This is a genomic window from Pseudonocardia nematodicida (assembly GCF_040105385.1).
Classification (GTDB): Bacteria; Actinomycetota; Actinomycetes; order Mycobacteriales; family Pseudonocardiaceae; genus Pseudonocardia; species Pseudonocardia nematodicida.
In genome coordinates this window covers 234,767-260,903 of sequence record NZ_JBEDNQ010000004.1, presented here as the reverse complement: position 1 = coordinate 260,903, position 26,137 = coordinate 234,767, and the positions used below count along the sequence as shown (strand labels likewise).

Genomic DNA, 26,137 nt, shown 5'->3' with positions numbered 1-26,137 from the left:
GATTCAGGGGTCCGTGGAGCGGGGCTCGGCCACGAACCAGGCGATCGGGGCGATGACCAGCGCGGCCAGCATGCCCCACAACACGAGCCCGGCCCCGGACAGGGCGAAGCCGAGGACGATGAGGACGACCCCGGTGACCAGCGACCACCGGCACGCCCGCATCAGCACGGTCCGGCGCGTCGCGCCCGCGTCCCGGCCGAACAGGAGCCGCATCGTGGGATCGCCGTCGAGGGCGGCCTCGATCTCGCGCAGCCGCCGTCGTTCGCGGCGCGTCAGCGGACCCGTTCCGGGCGGTGGTCTTCCGTTCGGCGGTGGTGTGCCGTTGGTGCTGCTGCTCACGGCGCCTCCGGTGCAGACGACGGCGGACGCGGTGATGCTCCCGATCCGGGCCGGGGCCGGGCCTCATCCGATGCGGGTGAATCGCTCCCCGAGCCGCCTCTGATCACCGCCTCGGTGCCGATCGGTGCCGACGGCGGCACCGGACGGAACCCGGACGACGATCGCGGCACTCGCCCGGTCGGAGTGATCGGGCGAGCGCTCACCGGACCGGGGCGTGGGCCTCCGGGAACAGGCCGGCTACGAGGGCGTAGGCGTCGGGTGGGGCCGTCACGTCGAGGCGGGCGCCCCGGCCGGTCACGGTCAGCGTGAGAGTGAGGAACGGGCAGCACTCCGCCTCGGCGGCGATCAGGGCCGCGATCGCGGGGATCCGGGCGTGCGGGATCTCGGCCCGGACGGTGCCGTCCGCGAGCCGCCCGGACGGGATCCCGGCCAGGGCGGCGTGCCAGTCGCGGGCCCGGTCGGCGTACCCACCGGCCGGGAGCGAGCAGGCGATCGGCGGGTCCGCGGCGGCGACCGCCACCGCCCCGTCGCCCGCCGGCGAGGCCCACCGAGCGCTCGCCGCTCCCGCCGGCGGGGGACGGCGTGATGCCGCCGCCGCGTCTCCGCCCGTGCGGACGGTCTCCGCACCCCGATCGGCGGGGAACGCGCAGTCCGGACCGCACGGCCCGTCCCGCTCCGGCATCGCGTCGAGCCGGGCGCGGGTCGCGGTCAGGCGGTGCCGGATGCCGGACAGCGCCCGGCTGCGCGCGTCGACGTCGGTCGCCCGGTCGGCGACCAGGCGCAGCAGCCGGTGCCGCACGTCCCGGCAGGGGCCGTCCCGCCGGGCGTCGAGCAGCTCCCGGATCCCGGCGAGCGGGACGCCGAGCTCCTTCGCGGCCGTGATGAACCCGAGCCGTTCGAGGTCGCCGTCGTCGTAGCTGCGGTAGCCGGCCGCGGTACGACGGGCGGGGAGCAACCCCCGCGCCTCGTAGTAGCGCAGCGTCGTGGCGGGGACCCCGGCCTTCTCGGCGAGGCCGGAGATGCGGTAGCCGGTCATGGCGGCGACGGTAGGCCTTCGACCGGGTGGAAGGTCCAGCCCGAGCCGGTCAGTCGTCGTCGGCGGGTGGTGGCGCGACCTGCGACGTGCCGACCTGGCTGCCGGCCGGTGAGGAGTCGTCGTCGCCGGAGGTCCCCAGCACCAGCACGAGGCCGGCGATCGCCGCCACGATCGCCAGGGCGGCCCACACCCGGTCCCTCGTCAGCATGGCTCCTCCCGCCGGGTCAGTCGGTGTCGATCGGCACGCCGCCGAACGCCGTGAGGCTGACGACGAAGTAGGCGAGGTACAGGATCAGCAGCACGACGCCGTGCCACCGGCGCAGCCGCCCCGTCGCGAGGAAGATCGCGGAGAGCACGGTCATGCCCAGCAGCACGGGCAGGTGCCAGATCAGGGTCTGCCGTTCGACGGTGATCGCCCCGCCGACCAGCAGGATGATCCCGAGCTTGCCGGTCACCGAGAACACGACGCTGCCCAGGACGTTCGCGACGGCGATCTCCGGGGCGCCCCGCCGGGACGGCTCCACGGTGATGAAGACGTCCTCCAGGGACAGGGCGATCGTCGCGATCGTGACCCCGAAGACGGTGCCGTCGATGTCGAACGTGGTCAGGATGCCCTCGGTGCCCCGCCCGGCGACCACGGCGCCGACGACCAGCCCGGCCAGCGCGACGACGGCGAGCCCGATCGAGGCGCCGCGGGACTGCCGCCGGGCCTTGAGGAAACCCTGGTCGACGCGCAGGTCCGGCGGGAGGTCGAATCGGGCGGGCCGGCCGGGGCCGCTCCCGGTCGTCGCCGTGCCGGTGGTGCCGTTGCGGGCCGCCGTCCCGCCGGGTGTGACCCCGGCCCGTTCGAGCTGCTCGTAGAGCTCGGCGTTGCGCCAGATCGGCCGTCGTGACGAGTACTCGCGGTAGGCGATCCAGCCGACGAACGCCACGAACAGCAGCACGAGGACGACGCCGACCGCGACCGTCAGCGCCCCGGCCAGCGCGAGCAGGAACATCACGACCGGCGCGAGGACGTAGAGGACGAGATAGTCCCGCGGCACCTCCACCGGTGTCGGCGCGATGATCGCCGCGAGGGCGAGCACGATGCCGGTCAGCGCGATCGTCGTGCCGATCACCGTGCCGAGCGCGACGTTGCTGAGGTCCTCGAGGTTCAGCACGATGCCGAACGCGAGGTCGTCGAACTCGATGCCGGTGAAGACGACCGCGACGAGGAACAGCGACACCGTCCAGCGGCTGGCCACGCGGACCAGGTGGCCGATGAGCTTCTCGGCGCTGTAGACGAGCACCGCGACGCCCAGGACGAACTCGACCACCGGGATCATGCGTCCACCCCTCGCCGGCTGCCGGAGATCGAACGATGATGCGACCAAACGTTGCGCTATGCAACGCCAGGCTGATGTGTGGACACGCAGGTGGGGTGGTTCGTAGCGTTCCCGCCATGTCGGACACCAGTGCTCCCGAGGCCCACCTGATCCGCTACTCGGGCCACGGGCCGTTCGCCCCGGGCGTCGTCGACCGGGCGGTGGGGAGCTCGGTGTTCCTCGAGGACGGCCGCGAGCTGCTCGACTTCACCTCCGGGCAGATGAGCGCGATCCTCGGCCACTCGCACCCGGAGATCGTCGCGTGCGTGCGCGAGCAGATCGGCCGGCTCGACCACCTGCACAGCGGGATGCTCTCCCGGCCCGTCCTGGAGCTCGCCGAGCGGCTGGCGGCGACGCTGCCGGACCCGCTGGAGAAGACGATGCTGCTCTCGACCGGGGCGGAGGCGAACGAGGCCGCGCTGCGGATGGCCAAGCTCGTCACCGGCGGGCACGAGATCGTGTCGTTCGCCCGGTCCTGGCACGGGATGACCCAGGGCGCCGCGGGGGCCACCTACGTCGCCGGGCGGACCGGCTACGGCCCCGCCGCTCCGGGCAACTTCGCGCTTCCGGTGCCGGACCGGTTCCGCCCCGACGTCGTCGACGCCGACGGGAACCTGGACTGGCGCCGCCAGCTCGACCTGGGCTTCGACCTGGTCGACGCCCAGTCGTCCGGCAGCCTCGCCGCGTGCCTGGTCGAGCCGATCCTGTCCTCCGGCGGCGTCGTCGACCTGCCGCCGGGCTATCTGGCCGCGCTGCGGGACAAGTGCCACGAGCGCGGCATGCTGCTCATCATCGACGAGGCCCAGACCGGGCTGTGCCGCACCGGCGACTGGTACGCGTTCCAGCGCGACGGCGTCGTCCCGGACATCCTCACCCTGTCCAAGACCCTCGGTGCCGGGCTGCCGCTGTCCGCCGTGGTGACCAGCGCGGAGATCGAGGCCCGGGCCCACGAGCGCGGCTACCTGTTCTTCACCACCCACGTCAACGACCCGCTGACCGCCGCGGTCGGCAACACCGTCCTCGAGGTGCTGGGCCGGGACCGGCTCGACCTGCGCGCCCGCGAGCTCGGCGGGCTGCTGCAGCGCGGTCTCGACGAGCTCACCGGCCGGCACGCGGCGATCGCCGACGTCCGCGGCCGGGGTCTGATGGTCGGGCTGGAGCTGGCTCCCGACGACGACCGGGCCGGCGGCGCGGACCGGCTCGGCGCGGCCGTCACCCGGCGCTGCGCCGAGCTGGGGCTGCACATGAACATCGTGCAGCTGCCCGGGATGGGCGGGACCTTCCGGATCGCCCCGCCGCTGACCGCGACCGAGGCCGAGATCGAACGCGGGGTGTCCATCCTGGACAAGGCCCTGACCGACACCTCCCCGTAGCGGCGCCGCCGGCCGCGTCAGCGGGTGCGGCGGGAGCGGACGGCGCGGGTGACGATGCGCTGGTAGCCGGTGGGCAGTACCCGCACGAGCGCGTCGAGCACCCGGGCGTCGGGGCCGATCAGCACCCGGCGCCGGTCGTGCCGGACCCCGTCCAGGATGGTCCGCGCCGCACGGTCCGGGCTCGTCCGCAGCAGCTTCTCGAAGCCGGCCGCCGCCGCGCCGGCGTCCTGTCCGAGTGCGGCGCCGGCGCTCGGGTCGACCCGGGCCGAGCGGGCGATCGCGGTCCGGATCCCGCCGGGGTGCACGCAGGTCGCCGACACGGGGGAGCCGGTCAGCTCCAGGTCCTGCCGCAGTGACTCGGTGAACCCGCGCACCGCGTACTTGCTGGCGTTGTACCCGCTCATCAGGGGCTGCGCGAACAGCCCGAACACGCTCGACACGTTCACCACGTGCCCCTCGCCGGACGCCTCCAGGTGCGGCAGGAACGCCGTCGTCCCGTACAGCACGCCCCAGAAGTTGACGTCCATGACCCAGCGGTAGTCCGCAGTGGACAGGCTCGCGACGGTCCCGGACAGCGCGACGCCGGCGTTGTTGACCAGCAGGTTCACCCCGCCGTGTTCCGCGACGACCGTCGCCGCCCAGCCGTGCACGGCCTGTTCGTCGGCGACGTCGAGCACCGTGCTGGTGACCCGCACGCCGGTGCCGGTGAGGCCCGCGGTGGTGGCGGCGAGCCCGTCGGCGTCGACGTCGGCGAGCGCGAGGTGGCAGCCCTCGCGGGCCAGCCGGCCGGCGAGCGCGCGGCCGATGCCGGACGCGGCTCCCGTGACGGCGGCGGTGCGGTCGGCGAACGTCCTCATCGGGCTCCCGGGTCCGTGCGGTGGATGGAGCCCCATGATCGTCGCCGGGCCGCCGGGCCGCACGACTGCTCCGATCGGTCGGACTTGCCGCCACAGTGGAACGACCCGCTAACGACCCCGCACCGGACGCGATGCTCCGGGTGCGAGAACGGCAGGTGCATGCGGAACGACGGACCCTACGAGCGGTACTACGCGGAGCGCGCGCGAGCGGGCGGGTACGCGACGAGCCGCCGCTGGCTGCTGCTGGTGCTCACCCTCCCGGTGGTGATCGCCACCGGTCTCGTCCTGCTGCGAGGACTGCTCCTGGAGGCGAACGGCACCGACCGGGTCACGGCGCCCGTCGCCGTCGCCGAGATCGGCGAGTACCTGGTCGGGGCGGATCTGCACGCAGGCGACTACGTCACCCCGGGGCCCGGGCCCGACGGTCAGTCGTGCCGCTACCAGCGCTCCGGAACCGGCGGCGAGACGGTCGCGGAGGCGACGGTGCACGGCCCGGCCGCGGCCCGGCTGCTCGACGGCGAGACCGTCGTCTTCGACGGCGGGTGCGTCTGGTCGTTGCGGTGACGGGGCGCCGCGTTCAGGCCGCCGCGCCCGCGACGACCTGCGGCCGGAAACTCTCGATGATCTCCATGAACTCCGCGCGCTCGGCCGCCGGGACGGCGAGGAAGTTCAGGGTCGCGTCGATCTCGGTGGCGACGGCGTCGAACTGCTCGTCGGTGATGTCGAGGGTCGCGTGCGCCCGTTCCATGTCCAGGCCGGGATAGCACGACGGGCCGCCGGTCGCCTCGATCGACCACGCCGTGACCAGGAACTTGTAGCCCGGGGCGTTCGCCGGGTCACCGTGGTGGGCGTGCACCGCCTCGTTGGCGTTGACCGAGGCGCTCGCGAAGAGGCGGTCGACGAGCACGTCCACCGCGCCGGCGATGGCGTAGGTGCCACCGAGGCGCTCGAACAGGGACTTCTCGGGCATGCGCTGCTCCACTCCGTCGTGCAGGCGGCGGTACCGGGACGCGATCGTATGACGACGATCACATCCACGGTGCCCGGTCCGGCCGACGACGTCAATGGTGCACAACCGGTCCGTCCGGCCTCAGTCGGCGATCGCGTGCTGCCCGGGGGAGTGCAGTCCGTCGTGGAGGGCCGGGACCCGCGCGCGCAGCCCGGGCGGCAGCCGGTCGGCCAGGGCCGCCCGCCCGCCCGCGTCGAGGCTCCCGGCGACGGTCTCCAGCACCGCCACCGAGGCGGAGGTCGCCTGGTCCAGGTCGTGCACCCCCAGCTGCCGCTGGACCCGGGACAGGAACACCTCGTCGGTCAGACGGCGCGGGCCCGCCGGGTCCTCCGATCCCGGGATGTCCTGCCCGGCGTCGGACACCGGCGCAACGGAGCGGTGATCCGGCGCCGGCGGCTCGTCGGCGGACTCGGGCTCGGCCGGGTTGCCGCCCCAGGACTCACCGGGGCCGACCTGCTCGCCCTTCATGAGGAACGAGTCGGCGGCCAGCCGCGCGCCGTCGCCGATCTCGGTCGAGTAGTGCACGAACGCCTGCACCCCGATCGACGCGCCGTCGCCGACCCGCACCCGTCCGGACTCGAAGCGGCCGTCCTCCAGCGAGTGGCACTGGATCACCGAACCGGCGTTGAGTACGGCGTCGTCGCCGATCGTGACCAGGCTCTTCTCCGGCAGCGAGGCACCGTCGTCGAACACCCGCCGGCCGGCGGGCAGACCGGCGAGCCGGTTGCGCCAGACCAGCAGCGGGCTGCCGGCCAGGACCGGGCGGACGTAGAGCTTCCAGAGCCGTTCGTGGAACCAGAAGTAGCGGTCGTAGATCGACGCGGTGCGCGGCTGCAGCCCGCGGAAGCCGAGGGTGGCCCGTTCCAGCAGTGCCGACCAGGCCATCAGCAGCAGCGGGCCGAGGAACACCGCGGGCCCGAGCGCCCACAGTCCCCAGGACGGCCACAGCGCGACGGTGAAACCGATCGGGACCAGCGCCAGCGCGACACCGAACGCGCGGACCAACAGGGTCGTGAGCAGCGTCGTCGTGTTGTAGAGGTTCTTCGACCGCAGCCGCCGGGCCAGCTCCTCGTCGGTGTCCGGGTGGTTCGGGTGCGGGCCCGCGCCGGTGCGCGGGATCTCCATCGGCGGGGACCCGAGCAGGCCGACGTCGGAGCGGACCGGGCCCTCGGTCGGCACCATCACCTTCGTCGCCAGCAGGACGTTCTCCCCGGTCCGGGCGTCCGGCGGGAAGTGCACGTCGTTGCCGACGAAGTTCCGCTCGCCGACCTCGACCGGGCGGACCCGGAACGAGTCGTGCGACAGGTCGGTGTTCATGATCCGCAGCCCGTCGGACACCATCGTCCCGCCGCCGACCGACGACAGGTGCGGTGCCTCCTGGCGCAGCTGTGTGCCGAAGTTCGACCCGGTCTGCTGCATCCGTCCCAGGTCGTAGCCGAGCGCGCGCAGGTAGCCGGTGACGAACGAGCTGTCCCCGAGCATCAGCACCAGGAACCGGGAGTTCGACAGGCCCGTCACGATCTGCTGGGCGAGGTGCCGGATCCCGAACAGTGCGTAGGTCTCGCCCGGCCGCACCAGCAGCGACGCCACCCGCGGCACCACCAGGACGACGAGCGTCGCACCCAGTACCGCGAGCAGATAGAGCGCCATCACGGCGAGGGCGCCGACGGCGAAGAACCACCAGTGCATCCCGAGCTGCGCGGCGGTCAGGCCGATCCAGCCGGCCACCTCGGGCGCGAACCGGGAGAACAGCCAGGTCGTCAGCGCCAGCAGCGCGGTCCCGAGCAGCCACCCACCGCCGACGACGAATCCGCTGTAGACGAACCGGCGGGCGCGCCCCGCTCCCGACGGGGGCGCGGTCCGGTAGTCGGCGTCGGCGGCGCCGGCGGGTGAGCCGTGCCAGACCTCGCCGGCCGGGACGGTGTGCCCGGAGCGCAGCGCCGAGGCGTGTCCCAGCTGGGCACCGCCCTCCATGCCGGTCCAGGTGTCCAGCACCGACGCCTCACCGACCACGCAGTCGTCGCCGATCTCGACGGTGCCGAACTCAAGCGCCCCCGGCACCGCCCGGTACCCCTGCAGCGACGTCTCCGGGTACACGACGGTGCGACGTCCGATCCGGATCAGGTCGGTCGCGACCGGGACGTTGCGGGTGAAGATCGCGGTGTTCCGGCCGATCCGGGCACCCAGCAGTCGCAGCCACCACTGGTACGGCGGGGTGCCCGCGAGCAGCACCATCGGGCTCGACCGGATCAGCGTGCTGACCACCCAGAACCGAAAGTGCCCGAACCCCCACAGCGGCACGGATCCGGTCCGGAACCGGCCGACGACCGTCCACTTGACGAGCACCGGGAGGAGCACGACGGCGGCGAGCACCCCGGCCGACCAGACGGCGGACCGTCCGACGAGGGCGCCGGCGTCCGGTCCCGCGGAGATCCAGCGGTAGCCGGCGACCATGGTGACCGCGAACGCGAACCCGCCGGCGAGCAGGAACAGCAGCTGCCCGGTCCCGGTCAGCGCGTGCGCCACCGGCCGCGGCCGCACCGGCTCGACCCGCGGCGCCGGGGCGTCCCCGGTCGTGGCCGGCGGATCACCGAGCGCGGCCGCGAGCCCGCGGACCGTCGGGTTCCGGTAGACGTCGCGGGCGGCGACGGTGGGCAGGTCGCCACGGCGGCGCACGGCCGCGGTGAAGCCGGCCATCAGCAGCGAGGTGGCGCCGAGGTCGTCGAACACGTCGGCGGTCACCGAGATCTCGGCGACGTCCGCGCCGAGCGCGGTGGCGAGCTCGGCGGCCAGGCCACGCTCGACGTCGGTCTCCGGCGCGACGACCGGCCCGGAGCTCGCGATCCGGCCACCGGACGGGGCGGGCAGGTTCTTCCGGTCCGCCTTGTCGCTGGTCGTCATCGGGATGCGGTCGAGGTGCTCGAGGTAGGTCGGCACCATGTAGGACGGCAACCGGTCCCGGAGGGTGTCGCGCAGCTCGTCGGGGTCGGGGGCGTCCGCGTCGCGGGCCACGCTGTAGTAGCCGACCAGCTCCGGGGTCCCCGGCGTCGCCTCGTAGGTGTCGACGACGGCCATCGCGACCGCGGGGTGGTCCTGCAGCACGGCCTCGATCTCGCCGATCTCGATCCGGTACCCGCGGATCTTGACCTGCAGGTCGATCCGGCCCTGGTACTCGATCTCCCCGGAGGAGTCGACCCGGCCGAGGTCCCCGGTCCGGTAGAGCCGTCCCGACGGGTTGTGCGGGAGATCCAGGACGTCGTCGACGAAGACCTCGGCGGTCTTCTCGTCGCGGTTCAGATAACCCTCGGCGAGCCCGACACCCGCGATCGCGATCTCACCGGTCTCGCCGAACGGCAGCGCCCGCGCCGGACCGCCGGCGCCGGCCGCCGGGTCGTCGTCCCCCGGGTCGTCGTCCCCGGTGTCCAGCACGACGACGGCGTAGGTCGGCAGCGGCTCGCCGATGGTGACCGCCCGGTCCGGGTGCAGCTCGGTCCAGGTCGCGGTCACGGTGGCCTCGGTCGGCCCGTACACGTTGAGGAACCGCCGGTCGTCGCGGTACCAGCGGCGGACCAGGTCCTGCGGGCAGGCCTCGCCGGAGACGAGCAGGAAGCGCAGGTCGTCGAGGTCGGCGTCGAGGGTGGCGAGCAGGGTCGGGACGCAGCACATCGCGGTGACCCGGCGCTCGGCGAGGAAGTCGTGCAGCTCCTCGCCGACCATGGAGGCCCCGGGCGGTTTCGGCACCAGGGTGGCCCCGACCAGGAACGCGGTCCAGATCTCCTCGACCGAGAAGTCGAACGCCAGGGTCAGGCCCTGGTACATCCGGTCGTCGCCGCGCACGCCGTACTCGTCGGCGGCGACCCGGACGAAGTTGCAGATCGCCGGGTGTCCGATCACCACGCCCTTGGGGCGGCCGGTCGAGCCGGAGGTGTAGATCAGGTAGGCGGGGTGCTCGGTGCCGTCGCGCCGGTCGGCGGGGTCGAGCCTGGTGGCCGGACGGTCCGCGATACCCCCGGCCTCGTCGCCGTCGACGACCAGCGTCTCGACCTCGGCGCCGATCCCCTCGACCGCGTCCCGCGCGGAGCGGGTGGTGAGCAGCAGCCCGGCCGCGGAGTCGTGGAGGATGTAGTCGATCCGGTCTCCGGGGAAGCCCACGTCGAGCGGCACGAAGGTGACGCCGGCCTTCAGCGCGCCGAGCATCGCCGTGTAGGTCTCGACCGGGTCGTCGAGCAGCAGCCCGGCGACCGTGCCGGGCCCGTGCCCGCGGTCGCGCAGGTGCCGGGCCAGCCGGTCGGCACGGCCGTCGAGGTCGCGGTAGGTCAGCTCCCGGTCGCCGGTGTCGACGGCGACGGCGTCCGGGTGCCGGTCCACGGCCTCCTCGAACACTTCGGCCAGGTGCTCGCCGGGGCGGGTCCGCGGTGCCTCGAGCGTCGCGCCGGGCACCAGGACGCGGCCGTCGAGCTCCCGCCGGGGCATCGGGCTCGGCGTGGGCCTGGGCTCCGGCGACGGGGTGTACGGGAGATCGCGACGGACGACCAGCGGTGCGCTCCCCGGGCTCCCGTCGTCGCCCACCCCACCGGGCACGGCTCGTCTGGACACGTCGGACATGAGCCAGGACTACCCACCGAAACGTGTACGAAATGGACCGGAGGGAGGTGGGGATTATCACTCGCAAACAGGTGAACCAGCGCGGGCCGGCGTACGTAGGAGTAGATCCCCGCTGGTCAGCGGCGCGCCATGAGCGTGTCGAGGAGATCCTGGCCCAGGTCGTCGGCGTCCCCGGGGTGGTCGAGTCCGTGGTCGTCGAACCAGGACCGCGGGGCGTCCGGGTGCGGCCCGACGAGCCCGATCGCGCCGTCGCCGAACGAGGTGACCACCGCCGCGGCCGGACCGTCCGGATAGGTCGCCAGTACCTCGGCGTCCCGCCGGGTCCGGCGGGGCAGCACGATGGCGCCGCCGTCCTGGAAGTACAACGTCCGGTCCCGGCCGCGCCAGCTGACCGTCACCAGGGAAGGGTCCGGTGTGGTCACCGTGGCCCCCTTGCGGGACCAGTACTCCTCCACCCGGCCGTCGAGCAGGTCGAGGAAACCGCGTTCGGCGAGGAACGCGCCCATGCAGACCCCGAGGTAGCGGCCGCCGCCCCGGACGAAGCGCCGGATCGCGCCCCGGTCGCGGCGCAGCCGCCGGAACGCGGTCTCGTCGTCGCCGTCCGCGCCCGGGTAGGCGAACAGCACCGTCGACGGGTCGGCCAGCGCGTCCCGCAGCGATCGCTCCCCGGCCGGGCCCGCGGTCCGGACGTCGAAGCCGTGCCGGCCGGCGCGCAGCAGCGCCGCGACGGACTCGGTGTCGTCGGTGTGATCGGACTCCGACGGGCGGGTCCACGCGTCGGCGAACACCACCGCGACCGGGCGGCCGTCGGGAGCCACGGGCACTCAGGCGTCCTCGGCGAGCGCGGCGTCCAGGTCCGGGAACCAGGCGATGAGCTGGTCGAGACCGGTCATCCGGACCGGCCTGATCACCGCTCGGTTCCCGGGACCGGTGACCCCGTCCAGCCGGATCCCCGCCTCGGTCGCGGCGCGGGAGGAGTGGACCACCGCGGTCAGGCCGTGCGAACCCAGGAAACCGACACCCGAGAGATCCAGCACGGCCCGGCCGGTCCGGGCCTCACGCAGCAGCTCGGTCATCCGCTCACGGATCGCGTCGGCCTCGGTTAGGTCGACCTCGCCGATGACCTCGAGCACGCTGACCCCGGACCGGGGCTCGTGCGCCCGCAGCTGCACCCGCGACGCCGGCGCCGGCCAGCTCGTCCGGTCGGCGGGGCGCAGCTCCCGGGCGCGGTCGGCGGTGCTCACGCCGGCCCTCCGTATCCGGGCAGCAGCGGGCGCCGGCCCTGCGGAGCGTGACGGGCGGGGCCGTGCGTCCGGGACGGAGCGGCATGGTCTGCGATGCGCTCACGGTACCGAGATCGGGCCGGATCCGCACCGGCCCACCTCCGGTTCGACCCTGCCGGTGGAGCCCTGGTCACCGCCCGTGCGGACCGGCCCGCGATCCGGCCTGCGCGGGCCTGGTGCGACCGGGCCCGTCGGGTGCGAGTGCATCGCCGCGGAGCGGGGAACCCCAGCGGTCATGAGCACACGGACCGGCCGCGCGGTGCGTTTCGACCGCTACGGCGATGTGGACGAGCTGTACGTGACCGACGTCGAGGTGGAGGACCCGCCGCCCGGCAGGGTGCTGGTCGAGGTGGGTGCCGCAGGCATCAACCCGGGGGAGGCCTTCATCCGCTCGGGCGCGCTGGCCGAGGTGTTCCCCACGACGTTCCCGTCCGGGGAGGGCAGCGACTGGGCCGGCACGGTCGTCGCGGTCGGGGACGGTGTGACCGGGCTCGAGCCCGGCGACGACGTGTTCGGCTGGACCGACGAGCGGGCCTCGCACGCGACGTACGTGACCGTGCCCGCCGAGCAGGTGCTCCCGCGGCCCGCGGGTCTGGACGTCGCGACCGCCGGTGCGCTCTACGTGGCGGGGATGGCGGCCGTCGGGTCGGTGGAGGCGGTCGACCCGCAGCCGGGCGAGACCGTCGTCGTCTCGGGCGCGGCCGGCGGCGTCGGTCAGATCGCGGTGCAGCTGCTCGCCGCGCGCGGCGCCGAGGTCGTCGGCATCGCCTCGGAGCCCCACCACGCCCGGCTGCGCGCGATGGGTGTGACCCCGGCGGCCTACGGCGCCGACGCCGCGGAGACCGGGGCGAACGTGCGCGCCGCCGCGCCGGAGCACATCGACGCCTGGGTCGACCTGTACGGCGGTGGCTACGTCGCGATCGCCCGCGAGCTGGGCGTCCCGGCCGCCCGGATCAACACGATCGCCGACTTCGACGCCGTCTCGGAGTACGGGGTGAACGGGGACGGCACCGCGGCCGCGGCGAGCCGGGAGAACATGGCCGAGCTCGGCGAGCTGGTCGCGGACGGCGTCGTCGAGATCCCGATCGCGGCCGGCTACCCGCTCGACGACGTCCGCGACGCCTACACCGAGCTGGAGAAGCGGCACACCGCGGGCAAGATCGTCCTGCTGCCGCAGGGACGCTGATCCGGGCCGTTCGGACGGGGCGCCCGGCCCGGTGCGGTGGGCAGGGTGGTCGTCATGAACAGGGTCGTTCGTTTCCACGAGCTCGGCGGGCCCGGGGTGCTGACGGTCGTCGAGGAACCCGATCCGGTCCCGGGGCCCGGTGAGGTCGTCGTCGACGTCGAGGCGATCGGGCTCAACCGGGCCGAGTCGATGTTCCGGCGCGGCGAGTACATCGAACCGACCCGGCTCCCGGCCGGGCTCGGTTACGAGGCCGCGGGCACGGTCGCCGCCCTCGGGGACGGGGTGACCCGCTGGGCGGTGGGGGACCCGGTCAGCGTCGTCCCGGCGTTCTCGATGAACGACTTCACCGTCTACGGCGACCGGGCCCGGGTGCCCGCCCGCGCGCTGGTCGCGCGTCCGGTCGACGCGGTCACCGGGGCCGCGACCTGGATGCCGTTCCTGGTCGCCTACGCGGGGCTGCTCGAACCTGGGGTGCTGCGGCCCGGCGACCACGTCCTGATCACCGCGGCGTCGTCGAGCGTCGGGCTGGCCGCGATCGCCACCGCGAACCGGATCGGCGCCGTCCCGATCGCGACCAGCCGCAGCCGGGCCAAGGCGGGCGCGCTGCTCGACGCCGGCGCCGCGCACGTCGTCGCGACCGGGGAGGAGGACCTGGTCGCGCGCTGCCGGGAGATCACCGGCGGGCGGGGCCTGGACGTGGTGTTCGACGCCGTCGCCGGCCCCGGGGTCGAGACGATGGCCGGGGCGGTCCGCCCGGACGGCACGATCGTCATCCACGGCCGGCTGTCCGGCGAACCCACGATCTTCCCGACGGCGACACTGCCGGACCTGGTCGTGCGCAGCTTCACGCTGTTCGCGATGACCCACGACGAGGAACGGTTGCGCCGGGCCGCCGCGTTCGTCGCCGCCGGGATGCGCGGCGGGGACTTCACCCCGCAGGTCGACCGGGTCTTCGAGGGGCTCGACCGGGTCGTCGAGGCGCACGAGCACCTGGAGTCGAACGCCCAGGTCGGCAAGATCGTCCTGACGCCGTAGCTGGTCAGCACCGTGCCGTGAAGCGCTGTGCCGTGAAGCGCTCCAGGGCGTCCGCACCGACGGCCGGCCCGTCGACCTCCCGCATCCGCGCGCCGAACGCCTCGACCGCGGCGCGGATCGCCGGGTCACCGGCGACCGCGTCCACTGCCGCCCGCAGGGTCGGCGCGTCGAGGGTCGCGGGGTCGAGCCGGCGACCCAGCCCGAGCTCGTCGACCCGGCCGGCGTTCACGTACTGCTCGACCATCTGCGGCACCCCGACCTGCGGCACGCCGAGCAGCAGCGCCTCCAGCGTCGACCCCATCCCGCTGTGCGTCACGAACGCCCGTGCCCGGCGCAGTACCGCGATCTGCGGCACGTACGGCGCCGCGACGACGTTGCCCGGCAGCGGGCCGAGCGCCGCCGGGTCGACCCGGTCGCCGATGGACATGACGACCTGCCACACGCCGTCGTCGAACGCCTCGACGCAGGTCCGGAAGAACTCCGGCCGGTCGTTGAACGTGGTGCCCAGCGACACCAGCAGCAGCGGCCCGTCCGGGTCGGCGAGCGGCGGCGGGTGCCACTGCTCGTGCGCGCGGGACCCGAGCGCGTGGCCGAGGAACGCGAACGAGTCGTCGAAGGTGTCCCCGGCGATCTGGAACTCCCGGGGGACGAACACCAGCGTCAGGGCGGCCGGGACGTCGAAGCCGACCGGCTCCAGGCCGTGCTCGCGCGCGAAGGCGGCGATGCGTTCCCCGTTGTGCGCGAAGACCTCGGCCATCGCCCGGGTCATCGGGTCGTCCGGGGTGAGCATGTCGCGCATCGAGAACCCGCCGCCGGTGGCCAGCGTCGGGCGCAGGGTCACGTAGGGCAGCTCCCGTGCCCGCGCGACCAGGGCCCCGACCGGGATCAGCGCGTCGCCGCAGACCGCGTCCGGTGGGTCGTCGGCCAGCATCGCGGTCAGCACCGGGAACACCGACTCGACGGAGCCGGCGAAGACCTCGAGGCGGGTGCGGAGCTGCTCCTGTGTCGGCGGCTCACCCGGCGGCGGTGCCGGCGCGTGCTCGGGCATCACGAACGGCACCTCGACGGCGTCGGCGCCGGCGGACCGGACCGCGTCCAGCAGCGCCGTCCCGGTCGCGTAGGTGACCCGGTGCCCGCGGCGCACGAGCTCGGCGACCAGCGGGAGCGTCGGGAACACGTGCCCGACGGCGGGCATGCAGACGAAGGTGAAGTGCCTGCTGCGCATGGCGTCGATGCTGGCAGTGATCCCGGCGCAGGTCGTCCGGACGAACGGGCACCGGCCGGGCATCGGGCCTCCCGCCGGACGAACCCGGCGGGAGACCTGGCTCACCCGTCCAGCTTCGACGGGTCCAGCGTCGACCGCCGCACCCCGAGCCGGCGGTTCAGCAGGATCGTCACGCCCCAGAGCACCAGTCCGAGCACCAGCAGCATCCCGGCGATCTCGTACTGGATCGCGTCCCGTCCGGAGATCGGCAGCACCAGGTAGAAGCTGGTGATCGCGCCGACGACCGGCAGGCCGGGTGGGGCACGGAAGTGGTCGGCGTCCACCCGGTCCTTCCGCAGTACCAGCACCGCGACGTTGACGATCGCGAACACCGCGAGCAGCAGCAGGGAGGTGGTCCCGCCGAGCGCGGCGACGACGTCGGAGTCGGTGTCCAGCGACACGTAGGAGATCAGCGCGAACGAGATCAGCGTGGTGAACACGATCGCGACCCACGGGGTGCGCCGGAAGGGGTGCACCCGGGCCAGCTGCTGGGGCAGGACGGCCTGGTTGGCCATCCCGTAGAGCAGCCGGGAGGCCATCAGCATGTTGATCAAGGCCGAGTTGGCCACCGCGAACATCGAGATGAACGGCAGCACGACGTCGGCGGGGATGCCCGGCGCGCCGGCCCGGACCACCTCGACCAGCGGGGTCTCGCTCGCGGCCAGCGGGCCGACCGGGACCAGCGCGACCGAGCAGATCGCGACCAGCACGTAGATCACGGCGGTGATGGTGAGGCCACTGATCATGATCTTCGGGAAGATCCGGCGTGGTTCGTGGCACTCCTCGGCCATGTTGACCGAGTCCTCGAACCCGACCATGGCGAAGAAGGCCAGCGAGGTGGCCGAGGTGATCGCCAGGAACACGCCCTTGTCCTCGGGTGTGTCGAAGGCGATCACCCGGGACCAGTCGGCGTTGCCGCCGGCGATCGCGAACACCCCGACGAGGATCACCAGCAGCAGGCCGGAGAGCTCGACGAGGGTGAGCACGACGTTGAGCCGCACGCTCTCGCCGACGCCGCGGAAGTTCACCGCCGCGACCACCGCCATGAAGCCGAGCGCGATCAGCACGATCCCGCCGTTGCCCAGGTCGAGGCCGAAGCCCTCGTTGAGGTTCGACGCGAACGCCCGCGACGCCGTCGACGCCGAGGTGATGCCCGAGCACATCACCACGAAGGTGACCATGAAGGTCAGGAAGTGGATGCCGAACGCCTTGTGTGCGTACAGCGCGGCGCCCGCGGCCTGTGGGTACTTGGTCACCAGCTCCAGGTAGGAGAACGCGGTGAGCATCGCGACCGCGAAGGCGACCAGGAACGGCAGCCACGCCGCGCCGCCGACCTCCTCGGCGACCTGGCCGACCAGGGCGTAGATCCCGGTGCCCAGGATGTCGCCGACGATGAACAGCAGCAGCAGCTTCGGGCCCATCACCCGGCGGAGGGTGGGCTGGCCCTCACCGGTCGTCGGTGCGGTGGCCTCGGCCATCGGAGCGATCCCCTCCGCGGCGGGTGTGTCCCGTCGTCGCCGAACATCCTGAATGGGGGATGTCGCCGTGTCGACCCGAAAGGGTTGCGTGCCGGATTCGAGCCGGGGCCCGGGGTGTCACCGTGCCGGGCCGGCGGGGTCGCACGCCGCCGGCCCGGCCGAAGGTCTCAGCGCGCGTGCCGGGGCGGGACAGGGGCTCCGGGGCCTCCCGGGGCGCCCATCGGGGTGTCCGGGTACGGCTGCCGGACGGGGCCGCCCGGGTGGCCACCGGGGTAGCCGCCCGGGACCCGCGCGACGGCGTCCGAGCCGGGTGCCGGCGGGACCCCGAACGGGTCACCCGGACCACGGCCCGGCGTCGCCGACCGTGCCGCGTCCCGCTCGGCCTGCGCGCGCAGCAGGTCGCGGATCTCGGTGAGCAGCTCGGAGTCGGTCGGCGGGACCTCTTCCTCCTTGCCCAGGATCCGGCGCTCCTGCAGCCACTTCATCGGGAAGACGACCAGGAAGTAGATCACCGCAGCGGTGATGAGGAAGGTGATGATCGCGTTGAGGAAGCTCGCGTAGTCGAGCTGCACCGCGTCGGTGAGCGGGATCGTGCCGGGCGGGATCGCGTCGGTCCCACCGGAGAACAACCGGAGCAGCGGCTCCAGGAACGACCGGGTGAACGACGTCACCACGGCGGTGAACGCCGCGCCGATGACGACCGCCACGGCCAGGTCGATCACGTTCCCGCGCAGCAGGAATTCCTTGAAGCCCTTGAGCACGCCGGAGCACTCCTCGTGGATCGTCGGGGGACGGAGATCCTCTCCGGCGAGGGAGGCTAACCCGGGTCCGGCGCCGCTGCCGGGCGTGGCCGCCGGACCGCGGCGGGTGGGACGGCACGAGCGACGAGCGGGGCGGACACCGGCGACGGGCGGCTGCCGTCCGGGGGCGCCGGCGTCCGGCGACCGGCCGCGTTCGGCGATCAGCCGCGTTCGGCGATCAGCCGCTCGAGGAAGTCGCCGGCCTCGCGGGCGGCTCGCTCGACGTCACCGTCGGCGATCGCCTCGACCAGACCGTCGTGCGAGACGTCCCGGTCGGTGCCCACCGTGTCCGGCATGGTCGCGGCGACGCTGCCGGCCACCGCCTCCACGACGCCGCGGTAGAGCTCGGTGAGCAGCCCGTTGCCCGCGCACCCGACGACCGCGAGGTGGAAGTCGGTGTCGGCCCGGGCTGCCCGCTCCATCGCAGCGGTCCCGGCCGGCCCGCCCTCGTGCGGGGCCACGGTCGCGGCGTCGGCCACGGCGGCGTCCCGCTCGGCGAGTGCCGCCCGCAGCGCGGCCACGTCGGCGTCCGTGCGACGGGTGGCGGCGAGCCGCGCGGCCTCCACCTCGAGCGTGCGCCGCACCTCCAGGACCTCGCGGAGCTCGGCCCCGCACAGCGCGCGCAGGGCTCCGGACAGCTCGGTGGTCGCGCGCACGTAGGTGCCGTCGCCCTGCCGGACCTCCAGCAGCCCGCCGTGTGCGAGGGCCCGCACGGCCTCCCGGACGGTGTTGCGCCCGACGTCGAGGGTCGCGCTCAGCTCCGCCTCCGGCGGGATGCGGTGGCCGACCGGCCACTCGCCGGAGGAGATGGCGTCCCGGAGCTGGGCGATCACCTGGTCGACCAGGCCGCCGCGTCGTGTTGTGACCAGAGGCACCGGATCATCCTTCCATCCGAACATCCTACGTCTGTAACAATACTGTTTCGTGAGCATTGCTGATCAGCGGACCGACGCGGAGGAGATCACCACCGGACCGGCGGGCACCCGGGGGCGCCGGCGGCGGGCCGCGCTGATCGCGACGCCACTGCTCGTCGTCGGCGTCGCGCTGGCCGCGACCAACCTGCGCCCGGCCGTCACCAGCATGGCATCCGTGCTCGGCGAGGTCCGGGACGATCTCGGCGCCTCGACCGCCTGGATCAGCGTGCTCACCGCCGTCCCGACGGTCTGCTTCGGGCTGGCGGCCATCGCCGCGCCCTGGCTGGGCCGACGGCTCGGCGCCGGGCGGGCCATCGCGCTGGCCCTGGCCGTGCTCACCGCCGGTCTCGTGCTCCGGATCGTGGACGGCCCCTGGGTCGTGCTCGGCGGGACGTTCGTCGCGGCCGCGGGGATCGCGATCGGCAACGTGCTCATCCCCGCGGTGGTCAAGGAGTCGTTCCCGCACGCCATCGGCCGGATCACCGGCATCTACACCGCGGGGCTCGCGGCCGGCGGCGGGATCGGTGCGGCGCTGACGCCGCCGATGGAGCAGCTGCTCGGCGGCTGGCGCGGCGCGGTCGGTGCCTGGGCGGTGCTCTCCGCCGCGGCGCTGGTCGTCTGGCTGCTCGGTGCCCGGCACGGCGAGGACCGGGGCCCGGTGGTCGCGACCGCGGGCACCCGGCGGTCGATGCTGCGCCGGCCGCTGGCCTGGGTCGTCACCGCGTTCTTCGGGCTGCAGGCCTGCGTCGCCTACGTGGCGATGGGCTGGCTCTCCGAGCTGCTGTTCTCCGAGGGCGTCTCCCGTACCGACGCCGGCCTGATGCTGGCGCTGATCAGCCTGATCGGTATCCCGCTGAGCTTCGTCGTCCCCCCGATCGCGCTGCGGCAGAAGTCGCAGTCGGGCTGGATCGTCGGTCTGGCCTGCTGTTCGCTGGTCGCCGTCCTCGGCCTCGCGGTGGCCCCGGCCGCGGCACCCTGGCTCTGGTCGGTGCTGCTCGGCGTCGGCATGGGCGTGTTCCCGCTGGGGCTGGGCGTGATCGCGCTGCGGACCCGGGAGGTGTCCGAGACGACCGACCTGTCGGCGATGGCGCAGGGCTTCGGCTACCTGCTCGGCGCGGGTGGGCCGTTCCTGTTCGGGATCCTCTACGGCGCCACCGGCGGCTGGACGGCGTCGCTGATGCTGCTCGCCGCCGTGATCGTCGCGGAGATGGCCCTGGGCTGGGCCGCCGGACGCCCCCGCTTCGTGTAGGCGCTCCGCGCTCGTGAGTGGTTGTCGCGGTCAGGACCGCGATGACCGCTCACGAGGGCTGGGAGTACCGTCGCACCCGCACCCGAGTGGCGGAGCCCGGCAGTCGACGAACGGCCGCCGCGCCGGTGTGCCGTCGCCGTCGCGGGGGCCGGTCGTGCCCGGAGTCCGCGGCACCGCAGACCGTCAGGAGTTCCCGTGACCGACACCGCCCTCCCCCCGGCCGGGGACACGGCGCGGCTGGTCGAGCAGACCGGCCCGTACTTCGGCCGCTTCGGCGGCCGCTACGTCCCGGAGGCGCTGGTCGCCGCGCTGGACGAGCTGGAGCAGGCCTACCACTCGGCGATGACCGACGAGGCCTTCCAGGCCGAGCTCGCCGAGCTGCACCGCACCTACTCCGGCCGCCCGAGCCTGATCACCGAGGCGCCCCGGTTCGCCGAGCACGCCGGGGGCGCACGGGTCCTGCTCAAGCGCGAGGACCTGAACCACACCGGCTCGCACAAGATCAACAACGTGCTGGGCCAGGCGCTGCTCACCAAGCGGATGGGCAAGACCCGGGTGATCGCCGAGACCGGCGCCGGCCAGCACGGTGTCGCCTCGGCCACCGCGGCCGCGCTGCTCGGTCTCGAGTGCGTCGTCTACATGGGACAGGTCGACACCGAGCGGCAGGCGCTGAACGTGGCCCGGATGCGGCTGCTCGGCGCCGAGGTCCGCCCGGTCGCCTCGGGGTCGCGCACCCTCAAGGACGCGATGAACGAGGCCATGCGCGACTGGGTGACCAACGTGGTCGACACCCACTACCTGATCGGCTCGGTCGCCGGGCCGCACCCGTTCCCGGCGATGGTCCGGGACTTCCAGCGGATCATCGGCGTGGAGGCCCGGCAGCAGGTCCAGGACCTGATCGGGCGGCTGCCGGACCTGGTCGGGGCGTGCGTGGGCGGCGGCTCGAACGCGATGGGCATCTTCCACGCGTTCCTCGACGACGCCGGGGTCGAGCTGGTCGGCTTCGAGGCCGGTGGCGACGGCGTCGAGACCCCGCGGCACGCGTCCTCGATCGGCGGCGGCGACGTCGGCGTGCTGCACGGCTCGCGCAGCTTCATCCTGCAGGACGAGGACGGCCAGACCCGGGAGAGCCACTCGATCTCGGCCGGCCTGGACTACCCGGGCGTCGGGCCCGAGCACTCCTGGCTGCACGACATCCACCGCGCCCGCTACGAGTCGGTCACCGACGACGAGGCGATGCAGGCCTTCCGGCTGCTCTGCCGCACCGAGGGCATCATCCCGGCGATCGAGAGCGCGCACGCGCTGGCCGGGGCGCTGCGCGAGGGCCGCCGGCTCGGCCCCGGTGCCGTGCTGCTGGTGAACCTGTCCGGCCGCGGCGACAAGGACGTGGACACCGCCGCGCGGTATTTCGACCTGATCGATGACGACGGCGAGGCCGTCACCGACGAGACCGTCGGAACCGGCGCGGGGGTGGAGCAGTGAGTGTCGCGCAGCGCATCGCGGCGGTCCGGGAGCAGGGCCGCGCGGCCCTGATCGGTTACCTGCCGGTCGGCTTCCCGGACGTCGACGGCTCGGTCGAGGCCATGCGGGCGATGGTCGAGGGCGGCGTGGACGTCGTCGAGGTCGGCCTCCCGTACTCCGACCCGCTGATGGACGGCCCGGTGATCCAGCGGGCCACCCAGCAGGCGCTGGACAACGGTGCCCGCTCCCGGGACGCGTTCACCGCGGTCCGCGGGGTCGTCGACGCCGGCGCCCCGGCCGTCGTGATGACGTACTGGAACCTGATCGACCGCTACGGCATCGAGCGGTTCGCCGGCGACCTCGCCGCGGCCGGCGGCTCCGGCCTGATCACCCCGGACCTGCTGCCCGACGATGCCGAGGACTGGCTGGCCGCGTCCGGGAAGCACGACCTGGACCGCATCTTCCTGGTCGCGCAGACCACCACGCCGGAGCGGATGCGGCTGACCGTCGGCGCCGGTCGCGGGTTCCTCTACGCGGCCTCGCTGATGGGGGTCACCGGCGTCCGCTCGATCGGCGCCGAGGCCCGCGAGCTGGTGGGCCGCTGCCGCGAGTTCTCCGGCGAGCTGCCGGTGTGCGTCGGGCTGGGCGTGCGGACCGCCGAGCAGGCCGCGGACGTCGCGTCCTACGCCGACGGCGTCATCGTCGGCACCGCCTTCGTGCAGGCCCTCGAAGCCGGTGGGCCGGTCGCCGTGCGCGAGCTGGCGGCGGACCTGTCCGAGGGTGTCCGGGCGGGGGCTCCGGCTCCGGCCTGACACGCGCTCGATCGTCATCCGGGTTCCGGCCGGTGCCATCCGTGGCACCGGCCGGAACTGTTTCGGCGATCATCGGCCGCCGGGCCGGGCCGCCGGAGCCGGGCCGCCGGGCCGGGGCCGGGGCGTCCGAGTCGGGCCGGAGCCGGGCCGCCGGGCTGCCGGGTCAGGGGCGGCCGGTGATCGTCCGGGGGCGGGTGCCGGCTCGGTCGCCGGTGGGCCGCCGGAGATCACCGGTCGTGCTGTGGGGGCCGTCTCCGCCGATCGGCGGTGTGCGCGGGCGCGGCCGTGCGAGCCGCCCGTCCACGGCGACCGTCCACGGCGACCGAGCGGGCCGACCGGCGTCGAGCGGTCGAAGCCTGAGACCGGAGCGGGTGACCGGACGCCGCGGTGTACTCCACTCGGAGTGATCCGGGCCCGTTTGGCGCGATCCGGAAGCCGACCGGCGGTGATGACTCTCAGGAAAGCAACCTCGGGGGCGGAGGGTTCCTAAGGTCGATCCCGTCGCGCTGCGGACCGCTCCCCAATCGAGCCGCGGGCGACGGCCGGGACTCCCCACCCGGCCCGCTCCCGACCCGGAAGTGATCCCATGATCCGTCCCGTGCTGCGCGGACGCGCCCCCGGCGTCCGCCCGACCGTACCGCGTCACACCGATCCCGCCGGGCCTCGGCCCGGCGAGCGGTGACCCGCGCGGCCCTGCATCCGGTCACCGCACCGGTCCGGCGCGAGGCGCCGGCAGCCGACGCCTGGCTGGCGCACCGTCGCGCCCGGCTGATCTGGCACTCCGTGCTCGTCACGGTGCTGGTCGGCCCGTCGCTGATCTGGATGCTGCGCTCCGAGCCGCAACCGCTGGGCCACCACCTGTCCGTGGTCACCGGTCTGCTGGCGCTGTCCGCGATGGTCGTCGTGGCGGTGCTCCCGTCCCGGGTACGCGGGCTGTCCCGCGCGCTCGGACTGGAGACGCTGCTCGGCCTGCACCGCAGGCTCGGGATGCTGGCCGGGGCGCTGGTCGCGCTGCACCTGGCCGTCGTCGTCGCCGCCGATCCGGCGCGGGTGTGGCTGCTGGTCCCCGGCGTCGCCCCCGCCCGAGGGCAGGCCGCGACGATCGGGACCGTCGCGATCGGGGTGCTGCTCGTGCTCGCGACCCGGGGGGTCCGCAAGGGCGCGTCGCACGAGCTCTGGCGGTGGCTGCACCTGAGCCTCGCCGCGCTGGTGCTCGGCGGATCCGTGCTGCACGTGTTCTGGCTGAACAACCTGGTCACCGACGCCGTCATGGGCCCGGTGCTCACCGTGCTCGGCCTGCTGCTGCTGGTCGTGCTCGGGCTGCGCTGGGGCGGGCGGGGCCTGTCCGAGAGCGGCGAGTACCGGGTGCACGTCGTGCGCCCGGAGAGCGAGACCGTCTCCACCCTGGTGCTGGTCCGCCGGGGCCGGCACTCCGGTCCGTGGTTCCGGCCCGGTCAGTTCGCCTGGCTGCGCACCGAGCGCATGTCGGTCGAGGAGCACCCGTTCACGATCGCCTCCAGCGCCGAGGACGGCGGCCGGATCGAGTTCACCGTCCGGCACACCGGTGACTACGTGTCCCGGCTGCGCGAGCTGCAGCGCGGCGACCCGGTCTGGGTGGACGGCCCGTACGGGTCCTTCACCCCGGACGCGGTCCCCTCGACCGGGCTCGTGCTGATCGCCGGCGGGGTCGGGATCACGCCGATGATGAGCATGCTGCGCACCGCGGCGGACCGCGGCGACCGGCGTCCCTACCGGCTGGTGGTGCACGCCCGGGACCGCGCCGACCTGCTGTTCCGGTCCGAGCTCGAGCACCTGCGCACCATGCTCGACCTCGAGGTCACCGAGGTGCTGCGGACGCCGTCTTCGGACTGGGGCGGTGCGACCGGGCCGATCGACACCGCATTGCTCGCCGCCGTCCTGACCGATCTCGACACCCCCCGGGTGCGGCTCGACTACTTCATCTGCGGGAACCCGCGGCTGGTCGGCGACGTGCTGGACACCCTCGCCTCGCTCGGCGTGCCGGACGAGCGGGTGCACACCGAGCAGTTCGCCCAGGTCTGACCGACCGACATCTGAGGAGAAGATTCATGTCCCGCCGGATGCCGGGCCCCCTGCGCTGGTCGATCCTCGCCGCGCTGGCCGGGGTCGTCGCCGTCGCGCTGGCGCAGTCGTGGGTGGCCGCCGCCCCCACCGCGCCCGAGCAGGGATGGCAGGAGACGCAGTGGGGTCCGCTCGGTCCCGCCGACCGCGACCTGTTGCAGAAGGTCCGCCTCGCCGGTCTGTGGGAGGCGCCGACCGGGCAGCAGGGTGAGCAGCAGGCCAGCTCGCCGGCCGTCCGCGAGGTCGCGCGCAACCTGGGCGTCGAGCACCACGACCTGGACGAGATCGTCCGCACCACCGCCGAGCAGCTCGGTGTCGCGCTGCCCAGCCGGCCGACCGACGAGCAGATCGGCTGGATGAACGACCTGACCGCGCGCAGCGGCACCGACTACGACCGGCAGTTCGTGCAGATCCTGCGGGCCGCGCACGGCAACGTGCTGCCGGTGATCACCGACGTCAAGGTCGGTACCCGCAACGACCTGATGCGCGAGTTCGCCAACGAGGCGTCGGTCTACGTCACCCGGCACATCGGCTACCTGGAGTCCACCGGGCTGGTCGACTACTCGGCGCTGCCGGCCCCGCCCGACCCGGTGCCCGCGGACGCCCGCACGTTCACCGACGTGATCGTCCCGGCCGTGGTCGTCGGCCTCGCGTTGCTCGCCGCCGGTGGCCTGCTCATGACCCTCTACCGGCGGGGGCGCCCGGGCGGCGGCGCGATGGCGAAGCTGCCGAACCTGCTCCCCGCCGGCCGTCCGATCCCGTCGCCACGCCGATCGGCCGACGCCGCACCGGTGCTGGGCCCACCCGACCCGTGGGAGGAGCTCGCGCACGTCCCACCGTCCCGGCACCGCCGGGACGGTGACCCGGAGAGCTCCGGCGAGCACCACCTCCCCACCTTCACCGGCTACGAGTTCGACGACCGTCCCGACAGCGGAGCGGTCCAGCCCGACATCCATTCATCCGGAGCGCACCGACGTCGCGCCCGGTCCAGCACGAGGAGCCGTCACCGATGAGTCCCATGCCCAGCCGCACACGCCGGATCGGCGTCGCCGCGGCCTTCGCCGCCGCCCTGCTGATCGGTGCACCGGTGGCCTACGCCGCCGGGAGTGCCACCAAGGACGGGGACGAGGTCGTCAGCAGCAGTGAGTCCGCGGAGGGGACCGGCCTGCTCGGCGGGTCCCGCGGAGGCGGTCACGACCACTCGTCGGGCGGCAGCTCGTCCGGTCAGGACGACGGCTCCGACGAGGAGAACGGCGCGGACGGCGCCGGGGGATCGGGCGACCCCGACGGCGGGAACGCCGACGGCGGCGACGACGCCGGTGCCGAGGGTTCCGGCCGGGACGACGCCGAGCGCGAGGAGTCCGAGGACGGGAACCGTGCCGACTCCGACGGCGGGAACGAGCAGGGTGGCGGTGACGACGTCCAGGGCCTGGACATCCTGGCCTCCGACTGCTCGAACAGCAGCCTGATCCCGCACAACGGCTTCCAGGAGTCGCCGCGCTGCGTGGACACCTCGTTCGGTGAGGTCGCCGCGGTCGACAAGAGCCCGTCGCTGCTGATCACCGAGGCGCCGACCGAGGTCGCGCCCGGCGAGGACTTCAGCATCACGGTGAGCACCCGCAACCTGGTGCGTGACCGGTTCCTGCCGGCCGCGCAGGGTGGCTACTACGTCGAGGCGTCGCTGCTGAACGGCGAGGGCCTGCAGCGCGGTCACTTCCACACCGCCTGCCGGGTCCTGCCGAACCCGGGTGAGGCTCCCGACTCCTCGCCCGCCCCGGCCTTCTTCGAGGCGACCGAGGACGGCGGCGGTGGCGCCGCCCCGGACGAGGTCACGATCAACGTGCCCGGCGTGGACGAGGCCGGTCAGCTGCAGTGCTCGTCCTGGGCCGGTGACGGCTCGCACCGCATCCCGATGATGGAGCGCGCCAACCAGACGCCGGCCTTCGACTCCATTCGGGTCCAGGTGGGCTGA

General features: G+C 73.9%; 23 protein-coding genes. 10 read left to right on the top strand and 13 right to left on the bottom strand.

What is annotated here, in order from left to right; translation table 11 throughout:
* Positions 1-3: 3 nt before the first annotated feature.
* The 4 genes from WIS52_RS11650 to WIS52_RS11635 form a co-directional block, all read right to left on the bottom strand.
* Positions 4-339, bottom strand: a complete 336-nt coding sequence (locus WIS52_RS11650; protein ID WP_349298197.1) for a DUF3040 domain-containing protein — start codon at positions 337-339, stop codon at positions 4-6.
* Between the two features lie 199 nt (positions 340-538).
* Positions 539-1,375 (bottom strand): MerR family transcriptional regulator, encoded by an 837-nt coding sequence (locus WIS52_RS11645; protein ID WP_349298196.1) that lies wholly within the window; start codon positions 1,373-1,375, stop codon positions 539-541.
* Positions 1,376-1,424: 49 nt separating this feature from the next.
* Positions 1,425-1,583, bottom strand: coding sequence for a hypothetical protein (locus WIS52_RS11640; RefSeq protein WP_349298195.1), 159 nt, complete (start codon positions 1,581-1,583; stop codon positions 1,425-1,427).
* A gap of 16 nt (positions 1,584-1,599) precedes the next feature.
* A complete protein-coding gene (locus tag WIS52_RS11635; protein WP_349298194.1) occupies positions 1,600-2,700 on the bottom strand; it encodes a sodium:calcium antiporter in 1,101 nt (366 codons plus the stop codon).
* 116 nt (positions 2,701-2,816) lie between these two features.
* On the opposite strand from WIS52_RS11635, the gene WIS52_RS11630 reads away from it, so the two are divergent.
* Positions 2,817-4,112 carry an aspartate aminotransferase family protein gene (locus WIS52_RS11630; protein ID WP_349298193.1) on the top strand — a complete coding sequence of 432 codons (1,296 nt, stop codon included), beginning with the start codon at positions 2,817-2,819 and terminating at the stop codon, positions 4,110-4,112.
* A 17-nt stretch (positions 4,113-4,129) separates the two neighbouring features.
* Here WIS52_RS11630 and WIS52_RS11625 read toward each other — a convergent pair whose 3' ends face one another.
* Positions 4,130-4,969 (bottom strand): SDR family NAD(P)-dependent oxidoreductase, encoded by an 840-nt coding sequence (locus tag WIS52_RS11625; RefSeq protein ID WP_349298192.1) that lies wholly within the window; start codon positions 4,967-4,969, stop codon positions 4,130-4,132.
* A 159-nt stretch (positions 4,970-5,128) separates the two neighbouring features.
* Between WIS52_RS11625 and WIS52_RS11620 the strand changes: the two genes are divergently transcribed.
* Positions 5,129-5,533, top strand: coding sequence for a hypothetical protein (locus WIS52_RS11620; protein ID WP_349298191.1), 405 nt, complete (start codon positions 5,129-5,131; stop codon positions 5,531-5,533).
* Positions 5,534-5,546: 13 nt separating this feature from the next.
* On the opposite strand, the gene WIS52_RS11615 is transcribed toward WIS52_RS11620, so the two are convergent.
* From WIS52_RS11615 to WIS52_RS11600, 4 genes are all read right to left on the bottom strand, one after another.
* Entirely contained in the window at positions 5,547-5,939 is a 393-nt protein-coding gene (locus WIS52_RS11615) for a group I truncated hemoglobin (protein ID WP_349298190.1), read from the bottom strand.
* Between the two features lie 120 nt (positions 5,940-6,059).
* Positions 6,060-10,451: a Pls/PosA family non-ribosomal peptide synthetase gene (locus WIS52_RS11610; protein ID WP_349298189.1), complete on the bottom strand. Its 4,392-nt coding sequence runs from the start codon at positions 10,449-10,451 to the stop codon at positions 6,060-6,062.
* 248 nt (positions 10,452-10,699) lie between these two features.
* Positions 10,700-11,407: a hypothetical protein gene (locus WIS52_RS11605; RefSeq protein WP_349298188.1), complete on the bottom strand. Its 708-nt coding sequence runs from the start codon at positions 11,405-11,407 to the stop codon at positions 10,700-10,702.
* The gene (locus tag WIS52_RS11600) at positions 11,408-11,827 is read right to left on the bottom strand and encodes an STAS domain-containing protein (protein ID WP_349298187.1); all 420 of its coding nucleotides are present in this window, start codon (positions 11,825-11,827) and stop codon (positions 11,408-11,410) included.
* A gap of 274 nt (positions 11,828-12,101) precedes the next feature.
* Here WIS52_RS11600 and WIS52_RS11595 point away from each other — a divergent pair, with 274 nt between their 5' ends.
* Together WIS52_RS11595 and WIS52_RS11590 are read left to right on the top strand one after the other, a co-directional pair.
* A complete protein-coding gene (locus tag WIS52_RS11595; protein WP_349298186.1) occupies positions 12,102-13,052 on the top strand; it encodes an NADP-dependent oxidoreductase in 951 nt (316 codons plus the stop codon).
* 54 nt (positions 13,053-13,106) lie between these two features.
* A complete protein-coding gene (locus WIS52_RS11590) occupies positions 13,107-14,087 on the top strand; it encodes a zinc-dependent alcohol dehydrogenase family protein (RefSeq protein ID WP_349298185.1) in 981 nt (326 codons plus the stop codon).
* Positions 14,088-14,091: 4 nt separating this feature from the next.
* Here the strand turns inward: WIS52_RS11590 and WIS52_RS11585 are convergent, their stop codons facing one another.
* From WIS52_RS11585 to WIS52_RS11570, 4 genes are all read right to left on the bottom strand, one after another.
* Positions 14,092-15,312 (bottom strand): macrolide family glycosyltransferase, encoded by a 1,221-nt coding sequence (locus WIS52_RS11585; RefSeq protein WP_349298184.1) that lies wholly within the window; start codon positions 15,310-15,312, stop codon positions 14,092-14,094.
* A gap of 101 nt (positions 15,313-15,413) precedes the next feature.
* Positions 15,414-16,829 carry an APC family permease gene (locus WIS52_RS11580; protein WP_349298183.1) on the bottom strand — a complete coding sequence of 472 codons (1,416 nt, stop codon included), beginning with the start codon at positions 16,827-16,829 and terminating at the stop codon, positions 15,414-15,416.
* Between the two features lie 167 nt (positions 16,830-16,996).
* A complete protein-coding gene (gene mscL, locus WIS52_RS11575; protein WP_349298182.1) occupies positions 16,997-17,590 on the bottom strand; it encodes a large conductance mechanosensitive channel protein MscL in 594 nt (197 codons plus the stop codon).
* A 200-nt stretch (positions 17,591-17,790) separates the two neighbouring features.
* The gene (locus tag WIS52_RS11570; protein WP_349298181.1) at positions 17,791-18,504 is read right to left on the bottom strand and encodes a FadR/GntR family transcriptional regulator; all 714 of its coding nucleotides are present in this window, start codon (positions 18,502-18,504) and stop codon (positions 17,791-17,793) included.
* 55 nt (positions 18,505-18,559) lie between these two features.
* On the opposite strand from WIS52_RS11570, the gene WIS52_RS11565 reads away from it, so the two are divergent.
* The 6 genes from WIS52_RS11565 to WIS52_RS11540 all read left to right on the top strand — a co-directional run bounded on the left by WIS52_RS11565 (position 18,560) and on the right by WIS52_RS11540 (position 26,137).
* Complete coding sequence (locus tag WIS52_RS11565; protein WP_379610606.1) at positions 18,560-19,792, top strand: CynX/NimT family MFS transporter; 1,233 nt, start codon at positions 18,560-18,562, stop codon at positions 19,790-19,792.
* Between the two features lie 237 nt (positions 19,793-20,029).
* Positions 20,030-21,274, top strand: a complete 1,245-nt coding sequence (gene trpB, locus WIS52_RS11560; RefSeq protein WP_379610608.1) for a tryptophan synthase subunit beta — start codon at positions 20,030-20,032, stop codon at positions 21,272-21,274.
* Positions 21,271-22,065: a tryptophan synthase subunit alpha gene (gene trpA / locus WIS52_RS11555; protein ID WP_349298178.1), complete on the top strand. Its 795-nt coding sequence runs from the start codon at positions 21,271-21,273 to the stop codon at positions 22,063-22,065. Before trpB ends, trpA begins: the two co-directional genes overlap by 4 nt.
* A gap of 678 nt (positions 22,066-22,743) precedes the next feature.
* The gene (locus WIS52_RS11550; protein ID WP_349298177.1) at positions 22,744-24,126 is read left to right on the top strand and encodes a ferredoxin reductase family protein; all 1,383 of its coding nucleotides are present in this window, start codon (positions 22,744-22,746) and stop codon (positions 24,124-24,126) included.
* Between the two features lie 26 nt (positions 24,127-24,152).
* Positions 24,153-25,178 (top strand): DUF4142 domain-containing protein, encoded by a 1,026-nt coding sequence (locus WIS52_RS11545; RefSeq protein ID WP_349298176.1) that lies wholly within the window; start codon positions 24,153-24,155, stop codon positions 25,176-25,178.
* A gap of 5 nt (positions 25,179-25,183) precedes the next feature.
* Positions 25,184-26,137: a hypothetical protein gene (locus WIS52_RS11540; protein ID WP_349298175.1), complete on the top strand. Its 954-nt coding sequence runs from the start codon at positions 25,184-25,186 to the stop codon at positions 26,135-26,137.

What these genes read in the sequence shown, in the direction of transcription:
- WIS52_RS11640 (WP_349298195.1), bottom strand. Translation starts at nt 1,583, where the DNA reads ATGCTGACGAGGGACCGGGTGTGGGCCGCCCTGGCGATCGTGGCGGCG.
- WIS52_RS11595 (WP_349298186.1), top strand. Translation starts at nt 12,102, where the DNA reads ATGAGCACACGGACCGGCCGCGCGGTGCGTTTCGACCGCTACGGCGAT.
- WIS52_RS11580 (WP_349298183.1), bottom strand. Translation starts at nt 16,829, where the DNA reads ATGGCCGAGGCCACCGCACCGACGACCGGTGAGGGCCAGCCCACCCTC.
- WIS52_RS11635 (WP_349298194.1), bottom strand. Translation starts at nt 2,700, where the DNA reads ATGATCCCGGTGGTCGAGTTCGTCCTGGGCGTCGCGGTGCTCGTCTAC.
- WIS52_RS11645 (WP_349298196.1), bottom strand. Translation starts at nt 1,375, where the DNA reads ATGACCGGCTACCGCATCTCCGGCCTCGCCGAGAAGGCCGGGGTCCCC.
- WIS52_RS11630 (WP_349298193.1), top strand. Translation starts at nt 2,817, where the DNA reads ATGTCGGACACCAGTGCTCCCGAGGCCCACCTGATCCGCTACTCGGGC.
- WIS52_RS11540 (WP_349298175.1), top strand. Translation starts at nt 25,184, where the DNA reads ATGCCCAGCCGCACACGCCGGATCGGCGTCGCCGCGGCCTTCGCCGCC.
- WIS52_RS11585 (WP_349298184.1), bottom strand. Translation starts at nt 15,312, where the DNA reads ATGCGCAGCAGGCACTTCACCTTCGTCTGCATGCCCGCCGTCGGGCAC.
- WIS52_RS11590 (WP_349298185.1), top strand. Translation starts at nt 13,107, where the DNA reads ATGAACAGGGTCGTTCGTTTCCACGAGCTCGGCGGGCCCGGGGTGCTG.
- WIS52_RS11620 (WP_349298191.1), top strand. Translation starts at nt 5,129, where the DNA reads ATGCGGAACGACGGACCCTACGAGCGGTACTACGCGGAGCGCGCGCGA.
- WIS52_RS11545 (WP_349298176.1), top strand. Translation starts at nt 24,153, where the DNA reads ATGTCCCGCCGGATGCCGGGCCCCCTGCGCTGGTCGATCCTCGCCGCG.
- WIS52_RS11610 (WP_349298189.1), bottom strand. Translation starts at nt 10,451, where the DNA reads ATGCCCCGGCGGGAGCTCGACGGCCGCGTCCTGGTGCCCGGCGCGACG.
- WIS52_RS11625 (WP_349298192.1), bottom strand. Translation starts at nt 4,969, where the DNA reads ATGAGGACGTTCGCCGACCGCACCGCCGCCGTCACGGGAGCCGCGTCC.
- WIS52_RS11615 (WP_349298190.1), bottom strand. Translation starts at nt 5,939, where the DNA reads ATGCCCGAGAAGTCCCTGTTCGAGCGCCTCGGTGGCACCTACGCCATC.